The sequence below is a fragment of the Halomonas huangheensis genome (assembly GCF_001431725.1).
Classification (GTDB): Bacteria; Pseudomonadota; Gammaproteobacteria; order Pseudomonadales; family Halomonadaceae; genus Halomonas; species Halomonas huangheensis.
In genome coordinates this window covers 2,851,755-2,867,509 of the sequence record NZ_CP013106.1, presented here as the reverse complement: position 1 = coordinate 2,867,509, position 15,755 = coordinate 2,851,755, and the positions used below count along the sequence as shown (strand labels likewise).

Annotated in this window: 12 protein-coding genes and 2 tRNA genes; 3 read left to right on the top strand and 11 right to left on the bottom strand. The window is 59.0% G+C overall.

The window, feature by feature from the left end:
- Positions 1 to 51 precede the first annotated feature (51 nt).
- Positions 52 to 128: transfer RNA gene (locus AR456_RS12480), tRNA-Met, on the bottom strand.
- A 208-nt stretch (positions 129 to 336) separates the two neighbouring features.
- On the opposite strand from AR456_RS12480, the gene imuA reads away from it, so the two are divergent.
- Genes imuA through AR456_RS12465 form a run of 3 tightly spaced genes read left to right on the top strand, consistent with a single transcriptional unit; the run spans position 337 to position 5,535 of the window.
- On the top strand, positions 337 to 1,059 hold the full coding sequence (imuA, locus tag AR456_RS12475) for a translesion DNA synthesis-associated protein ImuA (RefSeq protein ID WP_021817041.1): 723 nt from the start codon (positions 337 to 339) through the stop codon (positions 1,057 to 1,059).
- On the top strand, positions 1,056 to 2,465 hold the full coding sequence (locus AR456_RS21620) for a Y-family DNA polymerase (RefSeq protein WP_021817042.1): 1,410 nt from the start codon (positions 1,056 to 1,058) through the stop codon (positions 2,463 to 2,465). Before imuA ends, AR456_RS21620 begins: the two co-directional genes overlap by 4 nt.
- Positions 2,449 to 5,535 carry an error-prone DNA polymerase gene (locus AR456_RS12465; RefSeq protein ID WP_021817043.1) on the top strand — a complete coding sequence of 1,029 codons (3,087 nt, stop codon included), beginning with the start codon at positions 2,449 to 2,451 and terminating at the stop codon, positions 5,533 to 5,535. The genes AR456_RS21620 and AR456_RS12465 overlap by 17 nt, the downstream gene beginning before the upstream one ends.
- Positions 5,536 to 5,611: 76 nt before the next feature.
- On the opposite strand, the gene AR456_RS12460 is transcribed toward AR456_RS12465, so the two are convergent.
- The 10 genes from AR456_RS12460 to AR456_RS12415 all read right to left on the bottom strand — a co-directional run bounded on the left by AR456_RS12460 (position 5,612) and on the right by AR456_RS12415 (position 15,625).
- Positions 5,612 to 6,403 (bottom strand): acetoin reductase, encoded by a 792-nt coding sequence (locus AR456_RS12460; protein ID WP_021817044.1) that lies wholly within the window; start codon positions 6,401 to 6,403, stop codon positions 5,612 to 5,614.
- A gap of 500 nt (positions 6,404 to 6,903) precedes the next feature.
- The gene (locus AR456_RS12455) at positions 6,904 to 7,842 is read right to left on the bottom strand and encodes a CorA family divalent cation transporter (protein ID WP_021817045.1); all 939 of its coding nucleotides are present in this window, start codon (positions 7,840 to 7,842) and stop codon (positions 6,904 to 6,906) included.
- A gap of 290 nt (positions 7,843 to 8,132) precedes the next feature.
- The gene (ychF, locus tag AR456_RS12450; RefSeq protein WP_021817046.1) at positions 8,133 to 9,224 is read right to left on the bottom strand and encodes a redox-regulated ATPase YchF; all 1,092 of its coding nucleotides are present in this window, start codon (positions 9,222 to 9,224) and stop codon (positions 8,133 to 8,135) included.
- 212 nt (positions 9,225 to 9,436) lie between these two features.
- On the bottom strand, positions 9,437 to 10,024 hold the full coding sequence (gene pth, locus AR456_RS12445) for an aminoacyl-tRNA hydrolase (protein WP_021817047.1): 588 nt from the start codon (positions 10,022 to 10,024) through the stop codon (positions 9,437 to 9,439).
- A gap of 148 nt (positions 10,025 to 10,172) precedes the next feature.
- Complete coding sequence (locus AR456_RS12440) at positions 10,173 to 10,853, bottom strand: 50S ribosomal protein L25/general stress protein Ctc (protein ID WP_021817048.1); 681 nt, start codon at positions 10,851 to 10,853, stop codon at positions 10,173 to 10,175.
- Between the two features lie 256 nt (positions 10,854 to 11,109).
- Positions 11,110 to 12,051 (bottom strand): ribose-phosphate pyrophosphokinase, encoded by a 942-nt coding sequence (locus AR456_RS12435; RefSeq protein WP_031206835.1) that lies wholly within the window; start codon positions 12,049 to 12,051, stop codon positions 11,110 to 11,112.
- A 78-nt stretch (positions 12,052 to 12,129) separates the two neighbouring features.
- Positions 12,130 to 12,204 (bottom strand) — tRNA-Gln (locus AR456_RS12430).
- Positions 12,205 to 12,217: 13 nt separating this feature from the next.
- Positions 12,218 to 13,105, bottom strand: a complete 888-nt coding sequence (gene ispE, locus AR456_RS12425; RefSeq protein ID WP_021817050.1) for a 4-(cytidine 5'-diphospho)-2-C-methyl-D-erythritol kinase — start codon at positions 13,103 to 13,105, stop codon at positions 12,218 to 12,220.
- A gap of 91 nt (positions 13,106 to 13,196) precedes the next feature.
- Entirely contained in the window at positions 13,197 to 13,820 is a 624-nt protein-coding gene (gene lolB, locus AR456_RS12420) for a lipoprotein insertase outer membrane protein LolB (RefSeq protein WP_021817051.1), read from the bottom strand.
- A 98-nt stretch (positions 13,821 to 13,918) separates the two neighbouring features.
- A complete protein-coding gene (locus AR456_RS12415) occupies positions 13,919 to 15,625 on the bottom strand; it encodes a tetratricopeptide repeat protein (protein WP_021817052.1) in 1,707 nt (568 codons plus the stop codon).
- Between the last annotated feature and the right edge of the window lie 130 nt (positions 15,626 to 15,755).

The following is a 15,755-nucleotide window of genomic DNA, read 5'->3' as shown; positions in this document are numbered from 1 at the left end:
ATAACGACAGAGCCCCCGCCGATCATTGATCGGCGGGGGCTCTGCTGTATCTGGTGGCTACGCCCTGATTTGAACAGGGGACCCCATCATTATGAGTGATGTGCTCTAACCAGCTGAGCTACGTAGCCTTTATTCGCGGCGTATTCTACCAGGCAGGTTTCTGGTGTCAAGCGACAGCGGATCGAAAAGGCTCTGGCCCCAGTGCTGAACGAGAGTTGTCGAGTCTCTACGATGGAGAAGCGGAGCTCTTGCCGGGTAATGAAATATCTCTCACAATACTGTATATATGAACAGTAATTACAGGCAGAGTGTACGAGCAGCGCTGAGGAGGACGATATGGGGCTGGATCATCTGATCAATCGAGGCGATGTCTGGCGTGGTCCTCGTGCACTTCGCTCATCCGACTCGGAGGTGTTGTCCACTGGCGATTCGACACTCGATAGCGCCCTGCATGGTGGCTGGCCGCGCGCGGAGTTGGTTGAACTGCTGCATGATCAGCCGGGGATCGGTGAATTGCAGCTCATGTTGTCACTGTTGGCTGATAGGGAGCACTCGGGATGGTTGGTGTGGGTTGACCCGCCTTGCCTACCGTATGCTCCGGCACTTCAACACCTGGGAGTGTCCCTGGAGGGACTGATGATCGTGCGTACTCGCAACGTGAAGGAGCGGCTCTGGGCGATGGAGCAGGCGTTGAGGAGCGGCTGTTGTAGAGTCGTACTGGGCTGGGTGCCGGTGGCTAATCCCACGGCGCTGCGTCGTCTGCAACTGGCTGTCAGTGAGGGCGGTAACTGGGGCGTGGTCATACGACCCGGACGCTTTCGTCAGCACAGTTCTCCAGCGCCCTGGCGACTATTGCTTGAACCCGAGGCGAATGGTGAGGCACTGGGTGTAACCCCGTTCAAGCGTAAGGGAGGCTGGGCCTTGCCGCGTTTGCGTGTCTCTCTGGGACAACGACCGTGGCTGCCCCCTGTTGGGGCGGCTCGAGTTGCTGATCGAGAGATTCGGCAAGCAGGGGCTGAGGGCCAACCTGAACTGCGCCTGGTGGAGAGACGGCGATGAAAGGACTGTGGCTCTATCTACATTTTCCCTTGTTGGCGCTGGAATCGCAGAGCGATGCGGCAGAGCGGCCGGCGGCTCTGCTTGATGAGCGCGCGGCGCAGGTGGTGCAGGTCAATGCTCTGGCACAGGCCGATGGCGTGGTGCCAGGCATGGCCATGGCCAGCGCCCTGAGCCTGGTCCCCAGGTTGCGAATGTTGCAGGCGTGTCCTGCTCGGCATCAAGCGCAGCTGGAAGGGCTGGGATTATGGAGTGGACGCTTCAGCGCCCGTGTCAGCTTGCGACCCCCGGATGGTGTCTTGCTCGAAGTCGGCAGCATGTTGCGCTACTTCCGTGGTCTCGAGGGGCTGCGGACATTATTGCGACACCAGCTCGAGAAGCTCGGCCTGACCTGCGTCACGGCCACTGGGCATACGCCCCGGGCTGCTCGGCTATTGGCATTGGATGGTGGATTCTGGGCGGAAGATGAGGGCCCACATCTGCAGCGCCTGACGCAGGTGCCGCTGTCGCGGCTTGATCTGGAGGCACGTCAGCAGTCGCGTCTCAAGGGGTTGGGACTTGCGACGCTTGGGCAGTTGCAGGCCTTGCCGCAGACGGAAATAGTCCATCGTCTGGGGAAGGAACTGGGTGATCAATTGGCGCGCATCAGTGGCCAGCAGGCCGATCCGCCGGAGTACTTCGTGCCACCGGAGGTGTTCTGTCGTGCTATCACATTGTCCCACGAGATCGAGCGAGCACCGGCGCTGATCTTTCCACTGCGTCGACTGCTGGTGGAGCTGGAGGGATTTCTGCATGCACGTTGCCGACGAGCACTGAAGCTGGAGTTATGTCTCGGACACCCGCAGGGGCAACAACAGCTGGATATCGGTCATGCTGTCGGTGAGCAACAAGCCGATGCCTGGCTCGAACTCTGTCGTCTGCGTCTGGAAGGGCTGCAGTTGTCCCAGCCAGTGATCAGCCTGAGGCTGATAGTCAGTGAACTGAAGGAACTGGAGCGTGGCGGTGAGGATCTGTTCAGTGCGCCGGCGCCTCGAGATACCCCCGGTCAGTTGCTGAGTCGCCTGGTTTCACGCCTGGGAGATGGGGCTGTGAGTCGTTTGGTATGCCGCGAGGATTATCGTCCGGAATGTAGTTGGCAGCGGCTGCCGGCGACAGGGCGCTGGCCTGAGATAGTGGAACTACCGGCAACTCGCCCTGGTTGGTTACTGGAAACACCACAGCCGGTGGAGCCCGCACAGATTGCCACCACCATCGCCCTGGTCGAGGGGCCAGAGCGGGTCGCGGGAGGCTGGTGGGATCTGGCGCCGGTCCGTCGAGACTATTACGTCGGGCGCTGGCCGGATGGGCGCTGTGGCTGGGTGTTTCGCGACGCGCAGGGAGAGTGGTTTGTACATGGCTGGTTCGGCTGAAGCCGCATATGCAGAGCTCCATTGCCTGAGCAATTTCAGCTTTCTGCGCGGTGCATCGCATCCCGAGGAGTTGGTGATACGTGCCAGTGAACTGGGTTATCAAGCGCTGGCGATTACCGACGAGTGTTCGGTCGCTGGCGTGGTGCGAGCCTGGCAGGAAGCTCGCGTTCAGGGGCTCAAGCTGCTGGTCGGCGCGGAGTTTCGTTTCGCTGATGAGCGTCTGGTGGTGCTGGCACAAAGCCGTCAAGGATATGCGCGGCTGTGCGCGTTGATCACCCTGGGGCGGCGACGCGCTCCGAAGGGCAGCTATCGGCTCGATTGGGCGGATCTGCAGGGGCTGGAGGATTGTCTGCTGCTGTATCGTCCCGGTGATGATCCTGACGTGGCCGAGCAGCGGGCCAGCTGGCTGCTGGAGCGCTATACCGGGCGCTGCTGGTGGCTGTATGAGCGTTTGCTGGGGCCAGCAGATGCCGAGCGCAGTCGTTGGCAGCGGGATATGGCCGAGCGGCTGACGATGCCGTTGGTCTGTGGTAACGCGGTATTGATGCACCATCCGTCTCGTCAGCGCATGCAGGACGTGATCACCGCCATACGCCATGGCGTGACGGTGCAGCGAGCCGGTTTCCGGCTGGAGGGCAATGCCGAGCGCCATCTACGCTCACTGCGTAAGCTGGAGCAGCTCTACGGTGCTGAGATGATGGCCGAGACAGTGGGTATTGCTGAGCGCTGCTGTTTCGACCTCGGAGAGCTGCGCTATGAGTATCCTGCCGAGTTGGTGCCGTCGGAGGTGAGTGCTGCCGAGTATCTGGCACTCAAGGTCCGGCAGGGAGAGAAGGAGCGTTTCCCTGAAGGAACACCCAGCGATACAAGTGCCCAGATCGAGCACGAATTGCGCCTGATCGGGCGCATGGACTATGAGCACTTTTTCCTGACCATTGAGGATATTGTCAGCTTCGCTCGCAGCCGCGGCATTCTCTGTCAGGGTCGCGGCTCGGCGGCCAATTCTGTGGTCTGTTACTGCCTGGGGATTACCGAGGTCGATCCCCGTCAGGCAACGCTGCTGTTCGAGCGCTTCATTTCCGAGGAACGTGGTGAGCCACCGGATATCGATGTGGACTTCGAGCACGAGCGACGTGAGGAGGTCATTCAGTATATCTACCAGCGCTATGGTCGTGAGCGGGCCGGTCTGGCGGCCACCGTGATCAGTTATCGGACGCGGAGTGCCCTGCGCGATGTGGGTAAGGCGCTGGGGCTGGACCCCCTCTATCTGAGCTGGCTTTCCAGTCAGCTGGATCGCCGTGCTGGTCAACGTCGTTGGCTGCAGGAGCTGCGAGAACTTGGTGGCGACAACCCCTCACCACGCTTTGTGCTGTTGGTGGAGTTGATCGAGGAAATACTCGGCTTCCCTCGCCACCTATCGCAGCATGTCGGCGGTTTTGTGATCTCGGCGGGACCACTTTACGAGTTGGTGCCGGTCGAGAACGCGGCGATGCCGGATCGCAGCCTGATCCAGTGGAACAAGGATGACCTCGAGGCGCTCGGCTTACTCAAGGTCGACGTGCTGGCACTCGGCATGCTCACTGCCATCCGGCGTACGTTGGACATGCTCGGGGAACGGCGCGGTCGACCTTTCCCGATGCAGGAGATCGAGGGCGATGATCCGGCGGTCTACGAGATGCTGTCGAATGCCGACACCGTGGGTGTCTTCCAGGTCGAGTCGCGGGCGCAGATGAGTATGTTGCCTCGACTCCGACCGCGTAAATACTACGACCTGGTGGTCGAAGTGGCGATCGTGCGTCCGGGACCCATACAGGGCGATATGGTGCACCCCTATCTGCGACGTCGCGATGGACTGGAGGAGGTGAGCTACCCAAGGCAGGAGGTGCGGGAAGTGCTGGAGCGTACGCTGGGTATACCGATCTTTCAGGAGCAGGTGATCAAGTTGGCCATGGTGGCGGCGGGCTTTTCGGCGGGCGAAGCCGATCAGTTGCGTCGTGCCATGGCCGCCTGGCGGCGTAGCGGGACCATTGCTGAATATCAGCACAAGCTCAGGGTGGGTATGCAGGAGCGGGGCTATGATGACGATTTTGCCGAGCGGATCTGTCGCCAGATCGAGGGCTTCGGCCAGTACGGTTTCCCTGAATCACATGCCGCCAGTTTCGCTCTACTGGTGTATGTGTCCGCCTGGCTCAAGCATTATCATCCCGCCGCCTTCTGTTGTGGCCTGCTCAATAGCCAGCCGATGGGCTTCTATTCGCCTTCGCAGTTGGTACAGGATGCACAGCGCCATGGGGTTGAAGTACGGCCGGTGGATATCAATACCAGTGACTGGGACTCGGGGTTGGAAGGTGACCGTGTGATGCGTCTCGGGTTCCGGCTGGTCAAGGGACTGTCTCGAGAGGCTGTGGAGCGCCTGATGCAGGCACGCCCGGCGACGGGCTTCCGCTCTATCGATGAGGCGCGCCGTCTTGTCGCGCTGGGGGCCAGAGAGTGGGAAGCGTTGGCGGCCAGCGGGGCGCTCAATGAACTTGGCGGACACCGTCGTCAGGCACGCTGGGAGCTTCTCGATCCGGATCCGTTACTGGAGCTGGGAGATGCAAGAGTGCGTGAGTCCTCGGTAGTGCAGTTGTCGGCTGCCGATGAACAACAGAATCTGGAAGAGGACTATCAGCACGTCGGCTTGAGCCTCGGGCGTCACCCTCTGGCCCTGCTGCGTGAACAGTATGCCGACCATGGGCTGCTCAAGGGCTGCGTGAGTGCTGAGGCGCTCAAGGTCATCCCGCATGGCCAACTGGTGCGGGTTGCTGGATTAGTGACTGGACGCCAACGGCCTGGTACCTCGTCCGGTGTGACCTTCGTGACTCTGGAAGATGAGGCCGGCTCCATCAATGTCGTGGTCTGGCGGGATACCGCCCAGGCCCAGCGTCGAGCCCTGCTGGGCTCAAGTATTCTTCAGGTGACCGGGACCCTGGAGCGAGAAGGGCAGGTGATGCATGTGATCGCTGGACGCCTGACCGATATCAGCGATCTGTGGCAGAGAATGCATGTCAGGTCACGCGATTTTCATTGAATGCCATTGATGGACAATACGCACACCCTGTTCGGAGACGCCGTGACGAGGTGTACGTATTGCACTCAGGATGCGCTCAAGAGAACTGAATGCCACCGTCGATCATTACCGATTGGCCAGTCATATAGTCCGAGTCGGATGATGCAAGGTAAGAGACGTAGCTGGCAACATCCTCGGGTACCGAAACGCGGCCCAGGGCAATGGAGCCTGAGTAGGTCTTCAGAGCTTCGCCTTTCTGCCAGCCTTCTTCTGCCGCCAGTTTTTCGTCGATCAATTCCCACATATCCGTGCCGACAATGCCTGGGCAATAGGCGTTAACGGTAATACCGTGTTTGGCCCATTCCATGGCGGCTGCCTGAGTCAAGCCACGTACCGCCCATTTGGATGCCGAATAGGGGCCAAGTAGAGCGAAGGGGCGGTAGGCAACGATGGAGGCAGCACCAATGATCTTTCCTCCATTGCCTTGATCGATCATCTGCCTGGCGGCTTCTCGATAACAGAGGAAAACGCCGCGCAGATTGACATCCATGACTCGGTCCCAGTCTTCCAGCGAGACGTTGAGCAGTGATTCGACATGCGCAATACCGGCGTTGGCCACCATCACATCCAGGCAGCCGAGCTCATCCACACTCTGATGAACCAGCTTCTTGACCTCGTTTTCGCTGGTGACATCGGCGGCTACGGCGATGCTCTGTCGTCCCATGTCGCGAATGGCGGCGGCAACACCATCCAGAGCACTACTGTTGGCGTTGATATCATTGACCACGACATTGTGGCCATCTTCGGCGAGACGCAGTGCAATACCCTTGCCGATGCCACGAGCTGCGCCTGTGACAATAACGTTACGAGACTGCTGAGGTGATGGCATTCCATTTCTCCACTTCTAACCTGCTGGGTGGTGGCAATCCTTGTCCCCGGTGGGTATTTCTCCTGACCATGGGTTACAGGGAGTTACCTTTTTTCAGGCAAGACTTGCCTGGATAAATCAGCAACGATTTATCGAAATGAATCCTGAATACTTTCGGTATGCTTGTTGTGATTCCACTCTAGAGGTTGTGCAGAAAAGTGGGTAATAGTCCGCTACTACGTAGACTAAAGTACGGAATCAGGTCGGCTAAAGTACAAAAGAAGGCCGACTGACGCCGTCAAAACGGCAGGGGGGATTTCTGTGCACTGATCAGTACACATGTCGCGCGTCCTGTTTCCTCGGCCAGGTTGTTGTCACTGGCTATCTGCTCGGTGCAGGGGGGCCATTCATTGACGCAAGGTAAGGCCGGCGACCATGACGGCATTCAGTGTCGCGGCTGGTATGCGGTGATGCTTCACGACGCTGTGATTCGCCTGTGTAGTCAGCTGTTCAGCGTGCCCCTAGATAAACCTCCAGCGCTTGAATAATGCGACCTCAATGACCACCAGTGTCACCAGACTGATACAGAAGAGGGTAAAGGCGATAGGGCTCTCTATACCGGGCATTCCGGCGATATTGACGCCGAGCAGGCCGGTGAGAAAGCTGATCGGCAGAAATATTCCGGACATGATCGACAGCAGGTAAGTGTTGCGATTGACTCGCTCGGAGTGCCAGTGTGCCTGATACTGACCGATGATGGCGATGTGCTCGAGATAGAAGCTCACCGACTCGTTGATACGCACGGCGGTATCGCGGGCATTGGCCAGCGCCAGGCGCTTGTCTGCCAGTAACATGGGTAAGGCGTCCAGCATCTCATCCAGAGCGAAGCATTGGGGCTTGAGGAAGCGTCGTAGCTTGATCAGGCGCTTGTTGAGCGGCATCAGCTCGCTTTTCTCGGCGCTGTGCTCATCCTCCTGCTCGGCGATGATGGTTTCGGCAGGCTCCACAAAATCCTCGATGCGTTGGTGAAGCTTGTCGATGATGGCCACCAGCACATCCGCCAGTCCGCTCGGTCCCTTGCCCTCGCTCAAATCATGACGGATATCGGCGATGGCTCTGGAGGGAAAGCGTCGCGTCGAGATCAGTACGCCGTTGTAGAACAGGATGCGGATGCTGAGCATGTCATCCGGCTTCTCGCCTTCATTGAGATTGACGCCACGCAGGTTGAGCAGGAAGTTATCGTTGTCGAGCAACTCGAAACGTGGCCGCGTATCCTCGGCCAGCACTCCCTGGATGGCCGACAGAGGAATGCCTGCCGCCAGCAAGCGTGCTTCAGCATCCTCGGCATCACGCTGAAAGTGATACCAGCAACCCGGTGTCAGCGGTCCTGGAGCCGGTTCGGCCAGCTCCTTGACCTCATCCACAAAAGACCATCCGGCGATAAAGAAAGGCAGGCTCATGTAATCTCCGTGACACGCTGTCCGTAGCACATTGCTCGGTATTTACTGATTCATTCTATCTGTGGCGCTGTTTTGTGGCGCTGTTTTGTGGCGCTGTTTTGTGGCGCTGTTTTGTGGCGCTGCTTCATTGCTGTATACGCTCACAGCAAATAAATACCCCCTTGAGGCTATTGCCTTCAAGGGGGTATTTGCATCGAAACGAGTGCAGCGTTCCGACGTTACGGCGCTTGAAACTCGCAACGCCGAGACAACAAACGCTTAGACATTGAAACGCTTAGACATTGAAACGCTTATACATTGAAGCGGAAGTGCACCACGTCGCCATCCTTGAGGATGTAGTCCTTGCCTTCCAGACGCCATTTGCCGGCATCCTTGGCACCTTGTTCGCCACCGAGACTGACGAAGTCGTCATAGGCAATGACTTCAGCGCGGATGAAGCCCTTCTGGAAGTCGGTGTGGATGACACCGGCACCTTCCGGCGCAGTGGCTCCGGTCTTGACCGTCCAGGCGCGGACTTCCTTGACCCCGGCAGTGAAGTAGGTCTGCAGGCCGAGCAGTGAGTAACCCGCACGGATCACGCGATCCAGGCCAGGCTCTTCCATGCCCATCTCGCTGAGGAACATGGAGCGCTCGTCGTCGTCGAGTTCGGCGATCTCGGCTTCCAGTTGGTTGCACACCGGCACCACGACGGCGCCTTCGGACTCGGCGATCTCGCGGACAATGTCGAGATAAGGATTATTCTCGAACCCATCCTCGTTGACGTTGGCGATGTACATGGTCGGCTTGAGCGTCAGGAAGCCGAAGCTCTTGACCTGTTTCAACTCATCATCGCTGAGGTCGAAGCTACGCAGCGGCTGGCCTTCGGCGAGGTGCGGCTGAATACGGTCGAGAACCGCCTTGGTGGCGATGGCATCCTTGTCTCCACCCTTGACGACGCGGGCCAGACGCTGGATTGAGCGCTCCACGGTGTCCAGGTCGGCCAGTGCCAGTTCGAGGTTGATGGTCTCGATATCGGCGCTTGGGTCGACCTGGTTGGCGACGTGGATCACATTGTCGTTGTCGAAGCAGCGCACCACATGGGCGATAGCCTGAGTCTCGCGGATATTGGCGAGGAACTGGTTGCCAAGACCTTCACCCTTCGATGCGCCGGCCACCAGGCCTGCGATATCGACGAACTCCATGGTGGTTGGAACCACGCGCTCGGGCTTGACGATCTCGGCCAGCTTGTCCTGGCGGGGATCGGGCATCGGCACGATGCCGACGTTGGGCTCGATAGTGCAGAAAGGGAAGTTTTCCGCATCGATGCCGGATTTGGTCAGGGCGTTGAACAGAGTCGACTTACCGACATTGGGCAGACCGACGATGCCGCAGTTGAATCCCATGGATATGTCCTGATGATGAAGTGTTTCTTGGGCTACGCCCAGCGATGGGTGCGAGTCGTTTGAGTGCGGGTAGTGTATCGGTTGTGATGCCTCGGCGCAGAAAAACTGTTCTCATTGCCTGTATTCACGAAGGCAGCCGTCACGGGCGGGGCTGGCCACGAAAAAACCGGTCGTGGGAAAGCTGGTCCGTGAGAAACTGGTCCGTGAAAAAGCTAGCCGTGAGAAAAGCTGTGCAGACGATTCATGGCCTTCGCCCAGTCACCGCCCAGTGCCAGCGGCAGGGTGGCCATGCACTCTTCGATACTGGCGTCGATTGCCTCGCGTTCACTCTTGCCGGGCCGGCCCAGTACATAGTTGGTCACCATGCTGGCGTTGCCGGGATGGCCGATACCGATGCGCACTCGATGAAAGGACTTGTCGTTACCCAGTGCACTGATGATATCGCGTAGGCCATTGTGTCCGCCGTGACCACCGCCTTGCTTGTAGCGTGCACAGCCTGGTGGTAAGTCCAGCTCGTCATGGGCGACCAGTATCTCGTCGGGGGCCAGCTTGAAGAAGTTGGCCAGTGCCGCCACGGCGCCGCCCGAGCGGTTCATGAAGGTGGTCGGCATCAGCAGGTGGAGATCCTGACCATCGACGATGACCTTGGCATACAGGCCGAGGAATTTCTTTTCCAGGCGCAGGCTGGTGCTGGCTTGACGGGCAACTTCCTCAATCAACCAGGCGCCAGCATTGTGACGAGTTGCCTCGTATTCTGCGCCGGGATTGGCGAGGCCGATCAGCGCCTTGATCCTTGCCATGTCATATCTCCGTGTCACATCCAGTCATTACTGGCTGGAGCAAGTGCTTTGCTCAACATCCAAGAGATGCTGGACAAAGAACTCGTCATCAAACGAAAAGGGCCACCATAGCCCGTGAGACATGGTGACCCCTGGAAGTCGCTAAGGATTACTCCTTGTCGCCTTCCTTGCCTTCATCCTCGGCAGATTCGGCAGAGGTGTCAGCAGCAGGTGCTGCTTCCTCGGCTTCTTCTTCCTCGGTCTTGAGTACCTTGGCCTTGGTCACGTTGGCGATAGCCTGGTCATGGTCTTCACCATGAGTCAGCTCGACAACAGTGACTCCAGCCGGAACCTGGATGTCAGACAGGTGCAGCGTTGCGCCGAGCTCAAGGTCAGCAATGCTGACTTCGAGGTAGTCGGGCAGGTCCTTCGGCAGGCAGCTGATTTCGACTTCAGTCGCCAGCTGGTGCAGCTCTCCGTCTTCCTCTTTGATGGCCTTGGACTCGTCCTGGCCAACCACATGCAGCGGTACGCGCATGGTGATCTCGTGAGTCGCATCGACGCGCAGGAAGTCGGCGTGAGTGACCAGCGGCTTGAACGGGTGGCGCTGCAGATCACGAACAACAACCTGAAGCGGCTTGCCGTCAACCTTCAGAGTGATGACAGAGGAGAAGAATGCTTCATCTTCCAGTGCCTTGTAGAAGGAAGTCTTGTCGACAGAGATCGGCTGAGGTGCCTGCGTACCACCATAGATGATGGCAGGCACCTGCTCGTTCGCACGACGCAGGCGGCGGCTCGCACCTTTCCCCAGGTCGTTACGAACGCTGGCTGTAAGTGTGTAATCGGACATGTAATTGCCTCTTGATCAAAAGTAAGGAAGCCACCGTAGCCCGCGACCAGACTGCGATGGTTCCATTTGCTCCGCTGGATGATCGGAGCGCGTTGCGGAAACGCCAGGCGTTCCCTTCCGGCGCGTTGTTCCCTGGTTTCGAGAGGAGGGGGCTCTTGTGTGCCCCCTGTCCTGATGAAACCTGGTGGCTCTTCTGAAACCAGGTGGTTTTTCTGAAACCAGGTGGTTTTTCTGAAACCAGGTGGTTTTTCTGAACCTAGTGGAACATCGCGCTGACGGATTCTTCATTGCTGACGCGACGAATCGCCTCTGCAATCAGTCCTGCCACGCTCAGCTGACGGATACGGCCGCTGCGGCGTGCGGTATCGGACAGCGGAATGGTATCAGTGACAACGACTTCGTCGAGCACCGAGGCGGCGATATTATCCACCGCGGGGCCAGACAGGATCGGGTGAGTGGCGTACGCCACCACGCGGCGAGCACCGTGCTCCTTGAGTGCTTCGCCGGCCTTGCACAGTGTGCCTGCGGTGTCGATCATGTCGTCCACCACCACACAAGTGCGATTCTCGATTTCACCGATGATGTGCATCACCTGGGCCTGGTTGGCCTGCGGGCGACGCTTGTCGATGATAGCGAGATCAGCATTGAGCTGCTTGGCGATTGCGCGTGCACGGACTACACCGCCGACATCTGGAGAAACCACGACCAGATCGTCGTAGTTCTGGCGCTCGATATCATCCAGCAGGATCGGCGAGCCGTAGACGTTGTCCACTGGCACATCGAAGAAGCCCTGAATCTGGTCGGCGTGTAGATCCATGGTCATGACACGGTCAACACCGGCCTTGACCATCATATCGGCTACGATCTTGGCCGAGATCGGTACACGAGCCGAACGCACTCGGCGATCCTGGCGAGCATAGCCGAAGTAGGGAACTACTGCGGTGATACGAGTTGCCGAGGCCCGGCGAAGGGCGTCAACCATCAGGATCAGTTCCATCAGGTTGTCATTGGTCGGTGCGCAGGTGGACTGCAGAATGAATACATCCTTGCCGCGCACGTTCTCGTTGATCTCGACCGCAACTTCACCGTCGCTGAACTGACCTACTGTTGCGTTACCCAGTCGGCTGTCCAGACCCTCGGCGACCTTACGGGCGAGTTCGGGGTTGGCATTCCCGGCGAAAACCATCAATTTTGACACGCGCAGCCACCTTTGCTGTGTTGGGTCTTCATTCTTCATGATGGGCCATGGAATCGGAGCCATGACTCACAGGAAAGTTGGCTGGGGTAGGAGGATTTGAACCTCCGCATGGCGATACCAAAAACCGCTGCCTTACCGCTTGGCTATACCCCAGCAAGTCTGCACGTCAGGTGTGCAGAGCATTCAACAGAGGGGAGCGGTTGAGACCTCGAGCGCTGAAGGCATGCCATTCAGGATGCTCACACTCGAGCTCTGCCTGCAATTGCAGCGCTTGTGTCTGGCTCGTGACACGAGCAAAAACACAAGCGCCGGTCCCCGTCAGCATGGACGGTGCCCGGGCATTCAACCAATCAAGTGCCTGCGCCACTTCAGGATAGAGCTGCCTGACAGTGGGCTCGCAGTCATTACGCCAACTCGACGTACCTCCCTCGATTGCGCGCGCTATGGTAATCGGAGGGGTGTCGCGTGTCAATTCAGGGGCCTGGAATACCCCGGGAGTAGAAACCCCAATTCCCGGATGAACCACCACGAACCAGGGGGTGTCCAGTTCGACGCGAGTCAGCCTTTCACCTATACCCTCCGCCCAGGCCGAGTGGCCACGTACAAACACCGGAACATCCGCTCCCAGGCTCAAGCCCAGCCCGGCCAATTGGTCCTCGTCGAGGTCGAGCGACCAGAGTTGGTTCAGGCCGGCTAGGGTAGTCGCGGCATCGCTGCTTCCTCCGCCCAGACCGCCACCCATCGGCAGACGTTTGGTCAAGGACAGGTTTGCTCCTGCCGTCGTGCCGGTATGTTCCTGTAGTAGTCGTGCGGCGCGCACGATGAGGTTGTCTTCGGCGGCCAGGTCGCCCAGCTCACCGCAGAATTGAATATGACCATCATCGCGTGATGTCAGTTGCAGGGTGTCGCCATGATCGAGAAACTGGAACAAGGTCTGCAGCTCGTGGTAACCGTCGGCGCGACGACCGACGATGTGCAGCATGCGATTGAGCTTGGCAGGTGCCGGCAAGGTCAGCCCGGCACTTTGTGTCGTTGTGTCTGCAGCTGTGTCCACTGCTGTCGTGTCCGCTGACGCGGCTGCTTTTGCCTTTAAAGGTTCTTTCTTTAAAGGTTCTTTCTTTAAACGTTCTGCCTTTACAGTGACTCTATTGCTCGTCATTCAGAGCCTGCCATTGATTGACAACCAGGGTTGCACGCAGGTCGTCGTAGTTCATGACCAGTTTTTGGGGTAGCCAGACGCCATCGACGTTTTGCCAGCTGCGATATTCGATCTCCCATCCCGCCTGGGACAGGGTGGCAGGGAAGCCGAGGCTGTCTTCGCTGGATTCATGAGGCTCGCCTTCCGCCGGTAGGCCACGTACCCAATCCGAGAGGCTGGATACCGGTAACGACCAGCCGAGTTCCTGCTCCATCAAGGCCTCGGGGCTATCCGCTTCGAAACGACCTTCACTGGTGGTCAGCGATACACGACCCGCACGGCCTTCCAGGGTACTGCGCCCGGCGCCCATCGGGCCGGTGACCAGTAAGCGGTACTGGTAGGGGGTTTGACGCCAGTCGAGGTTGGCGCTGGTCGAGTCTTCAGGGGTGCGTAGGCCCACCTTGCCGATCAGGCTCCAGGAGGAGAATTCCTCGACCTCATTGAGCTGCTCCTGCCATTGGCCGGTGCTGCGCTCGGTACTCTGTGAGGTGGTTGTGGTACCCGGCGTAGCGCAACCCGCCAGCACAGCCAGGCAGAGGGCACCGATGGAGAGTCTAAGGGTGGAGGTCATCACGCTATCCTTACGTGTATAGAAAGTCGGTATGTATTGAACGTCGGTGTGTATCGAACGTCGTCTGGTCAATAAAAGGTAGCTCGGACCGGACTCGCTTAGCGAGCAATCTCCGGACGACGCTGAATCAGTGCGTCAACCAGGGGGCGCTCGGCAAACCGCTGTTGCGCTTCTTCAAGCAACTGAAGGGCTCGCTCATGTTGATCGAGGTCCCACAATATTTCGATCAAATGGGCTGCGACTTCCTGGTCGGGGAGTTGTGCCCAGGCTTGCTCTATCCAGCGTAGTGCGGTCTGCAGGTCGCCGCGCTGGAAGGCCACCCAGCCCAGGCTGTCCTGAATGGCGGGGTTGTTGGGCTGAAGTTCGTAGGCGCGCTGGATCAGGCTTTCTGCCTCGTCCAGATCATTGGGGTTGCCGTTGTCAGCCAGGGTATAGCCGAGGGCATTGAGAGCATTGGCGTTGTCTGGCTGCTGCTCGATCAGTGTGCGTAGATCACTTTCCGAGGTGTCGGTGTCGCCGTTTTCCCAGGCGCGCATGGCACGGAAGTAGCGAAGTTCGGCATCATCCGGAACACGCTCCAGTTCGCGATTGAGGAGTGCGTCGGTTTCGGCCAGCTTTCCGGCGGCATCGAGTAGCTGGCTTTCGATGATGACCAGGTCGCTGTAGGCGGCATCATAGTGCAGGCGTTCTACGCGCAGGAACGCACGTGCGTCCATCAGCCGTCCAGCGTCGACCAATGCCTGGGCGGCGTTATGTCGTGACAACAGAAAGTCCGGGCCTTCCGGGACCTGGCGGTAATAAAGCAAGGCGTTATCGACGTCGCCCTGGTCCGCGGCGATGTTACCGAGGACCAGGTAGACCACCGGGGGGGTGTCGGATTCGCCGACGACGGGCGTCAGCAGTCGAGAGGCTTCATCAGGATAGCCTTGTTCGAGAAACAGCTGGGCGATCCCGACTCTCAGCAGCGGCACTTCGCGGCGCAACTCAATCAGTGCATCGGCATTACTGCGCGCAGATGTCATGTTGCCGAGCAGAATATCGGCACGAGTCATCAGCAACAGGAAGCGTGGGTCGTCCGGTGACAGTGCGAGACCTCGACGGGCGGCCCGGCGAGCCTCGCTCGGACGCTCACTGTCCAGCGCCACGCGTGTCGTAACCAGCCAGCGTTGCGGCATCTGATCGGCTTCGCTGCCCAGCGAGTTCAGGTGCTGTTGAGCCTGCTCCAGATTGCCTTCAGCGGTTTCGGTCAGCGCCAGTGCTAGAGTCAGGTCCCTGCGAAAGTGGTCATTGAGCTGGGGCTGTGACAATTCGTCGCGAAGTGGTTCAGCGAGTCGCTCGGGGTTGGCACCGCCGGACAGAGCTGCGTCGACGAAGCGAGTGATGTCGCTGTCTTCGCTGTTCTCGCTGAGAATCAGTGCCTGGCGCAGGGCTTCCTGCCAGTCACCACGGCTGCTGGCCAGCGTACTGAGAATTTCTGCGGCAGGCAGGGCTTCGGGCGAAATCGATTGCCAGCGGCGGGCCGTTTCCTCGACCAGCAACGGGTCATCAGCGAAACGGGCAGCCAGCGTGGCTCGCTCGACCAGGGCTGGAGATTGATAGCGGTTGGCGGCTTCCAGATAGCCTTCGCTGGCGCGGCGATAGTCACCGCGCAGGCCTGCAAATTCGGCAATCAGTAGCGTGGATAGACCGCTGGCATCCAGTCCACGGGTGATCGGCGGAGCGTTGACCATGGGGTCCCGGATTTCCGCGCTGGACGGTGCGATGTTGAAGCCTTGGCAGCCAGCCAGAAAGGCTGAAAGTGTCATTGTTACCAGTGGCTTGCAGATCAACGGTCTTGTCTGCTTTCGATTGCACACAGCGCAGGGCATACCCGAATCACCATATCAGTAGGAAGTATCAGGATAACGACTTGGAGAGGGTTGGCAAAGCACAACT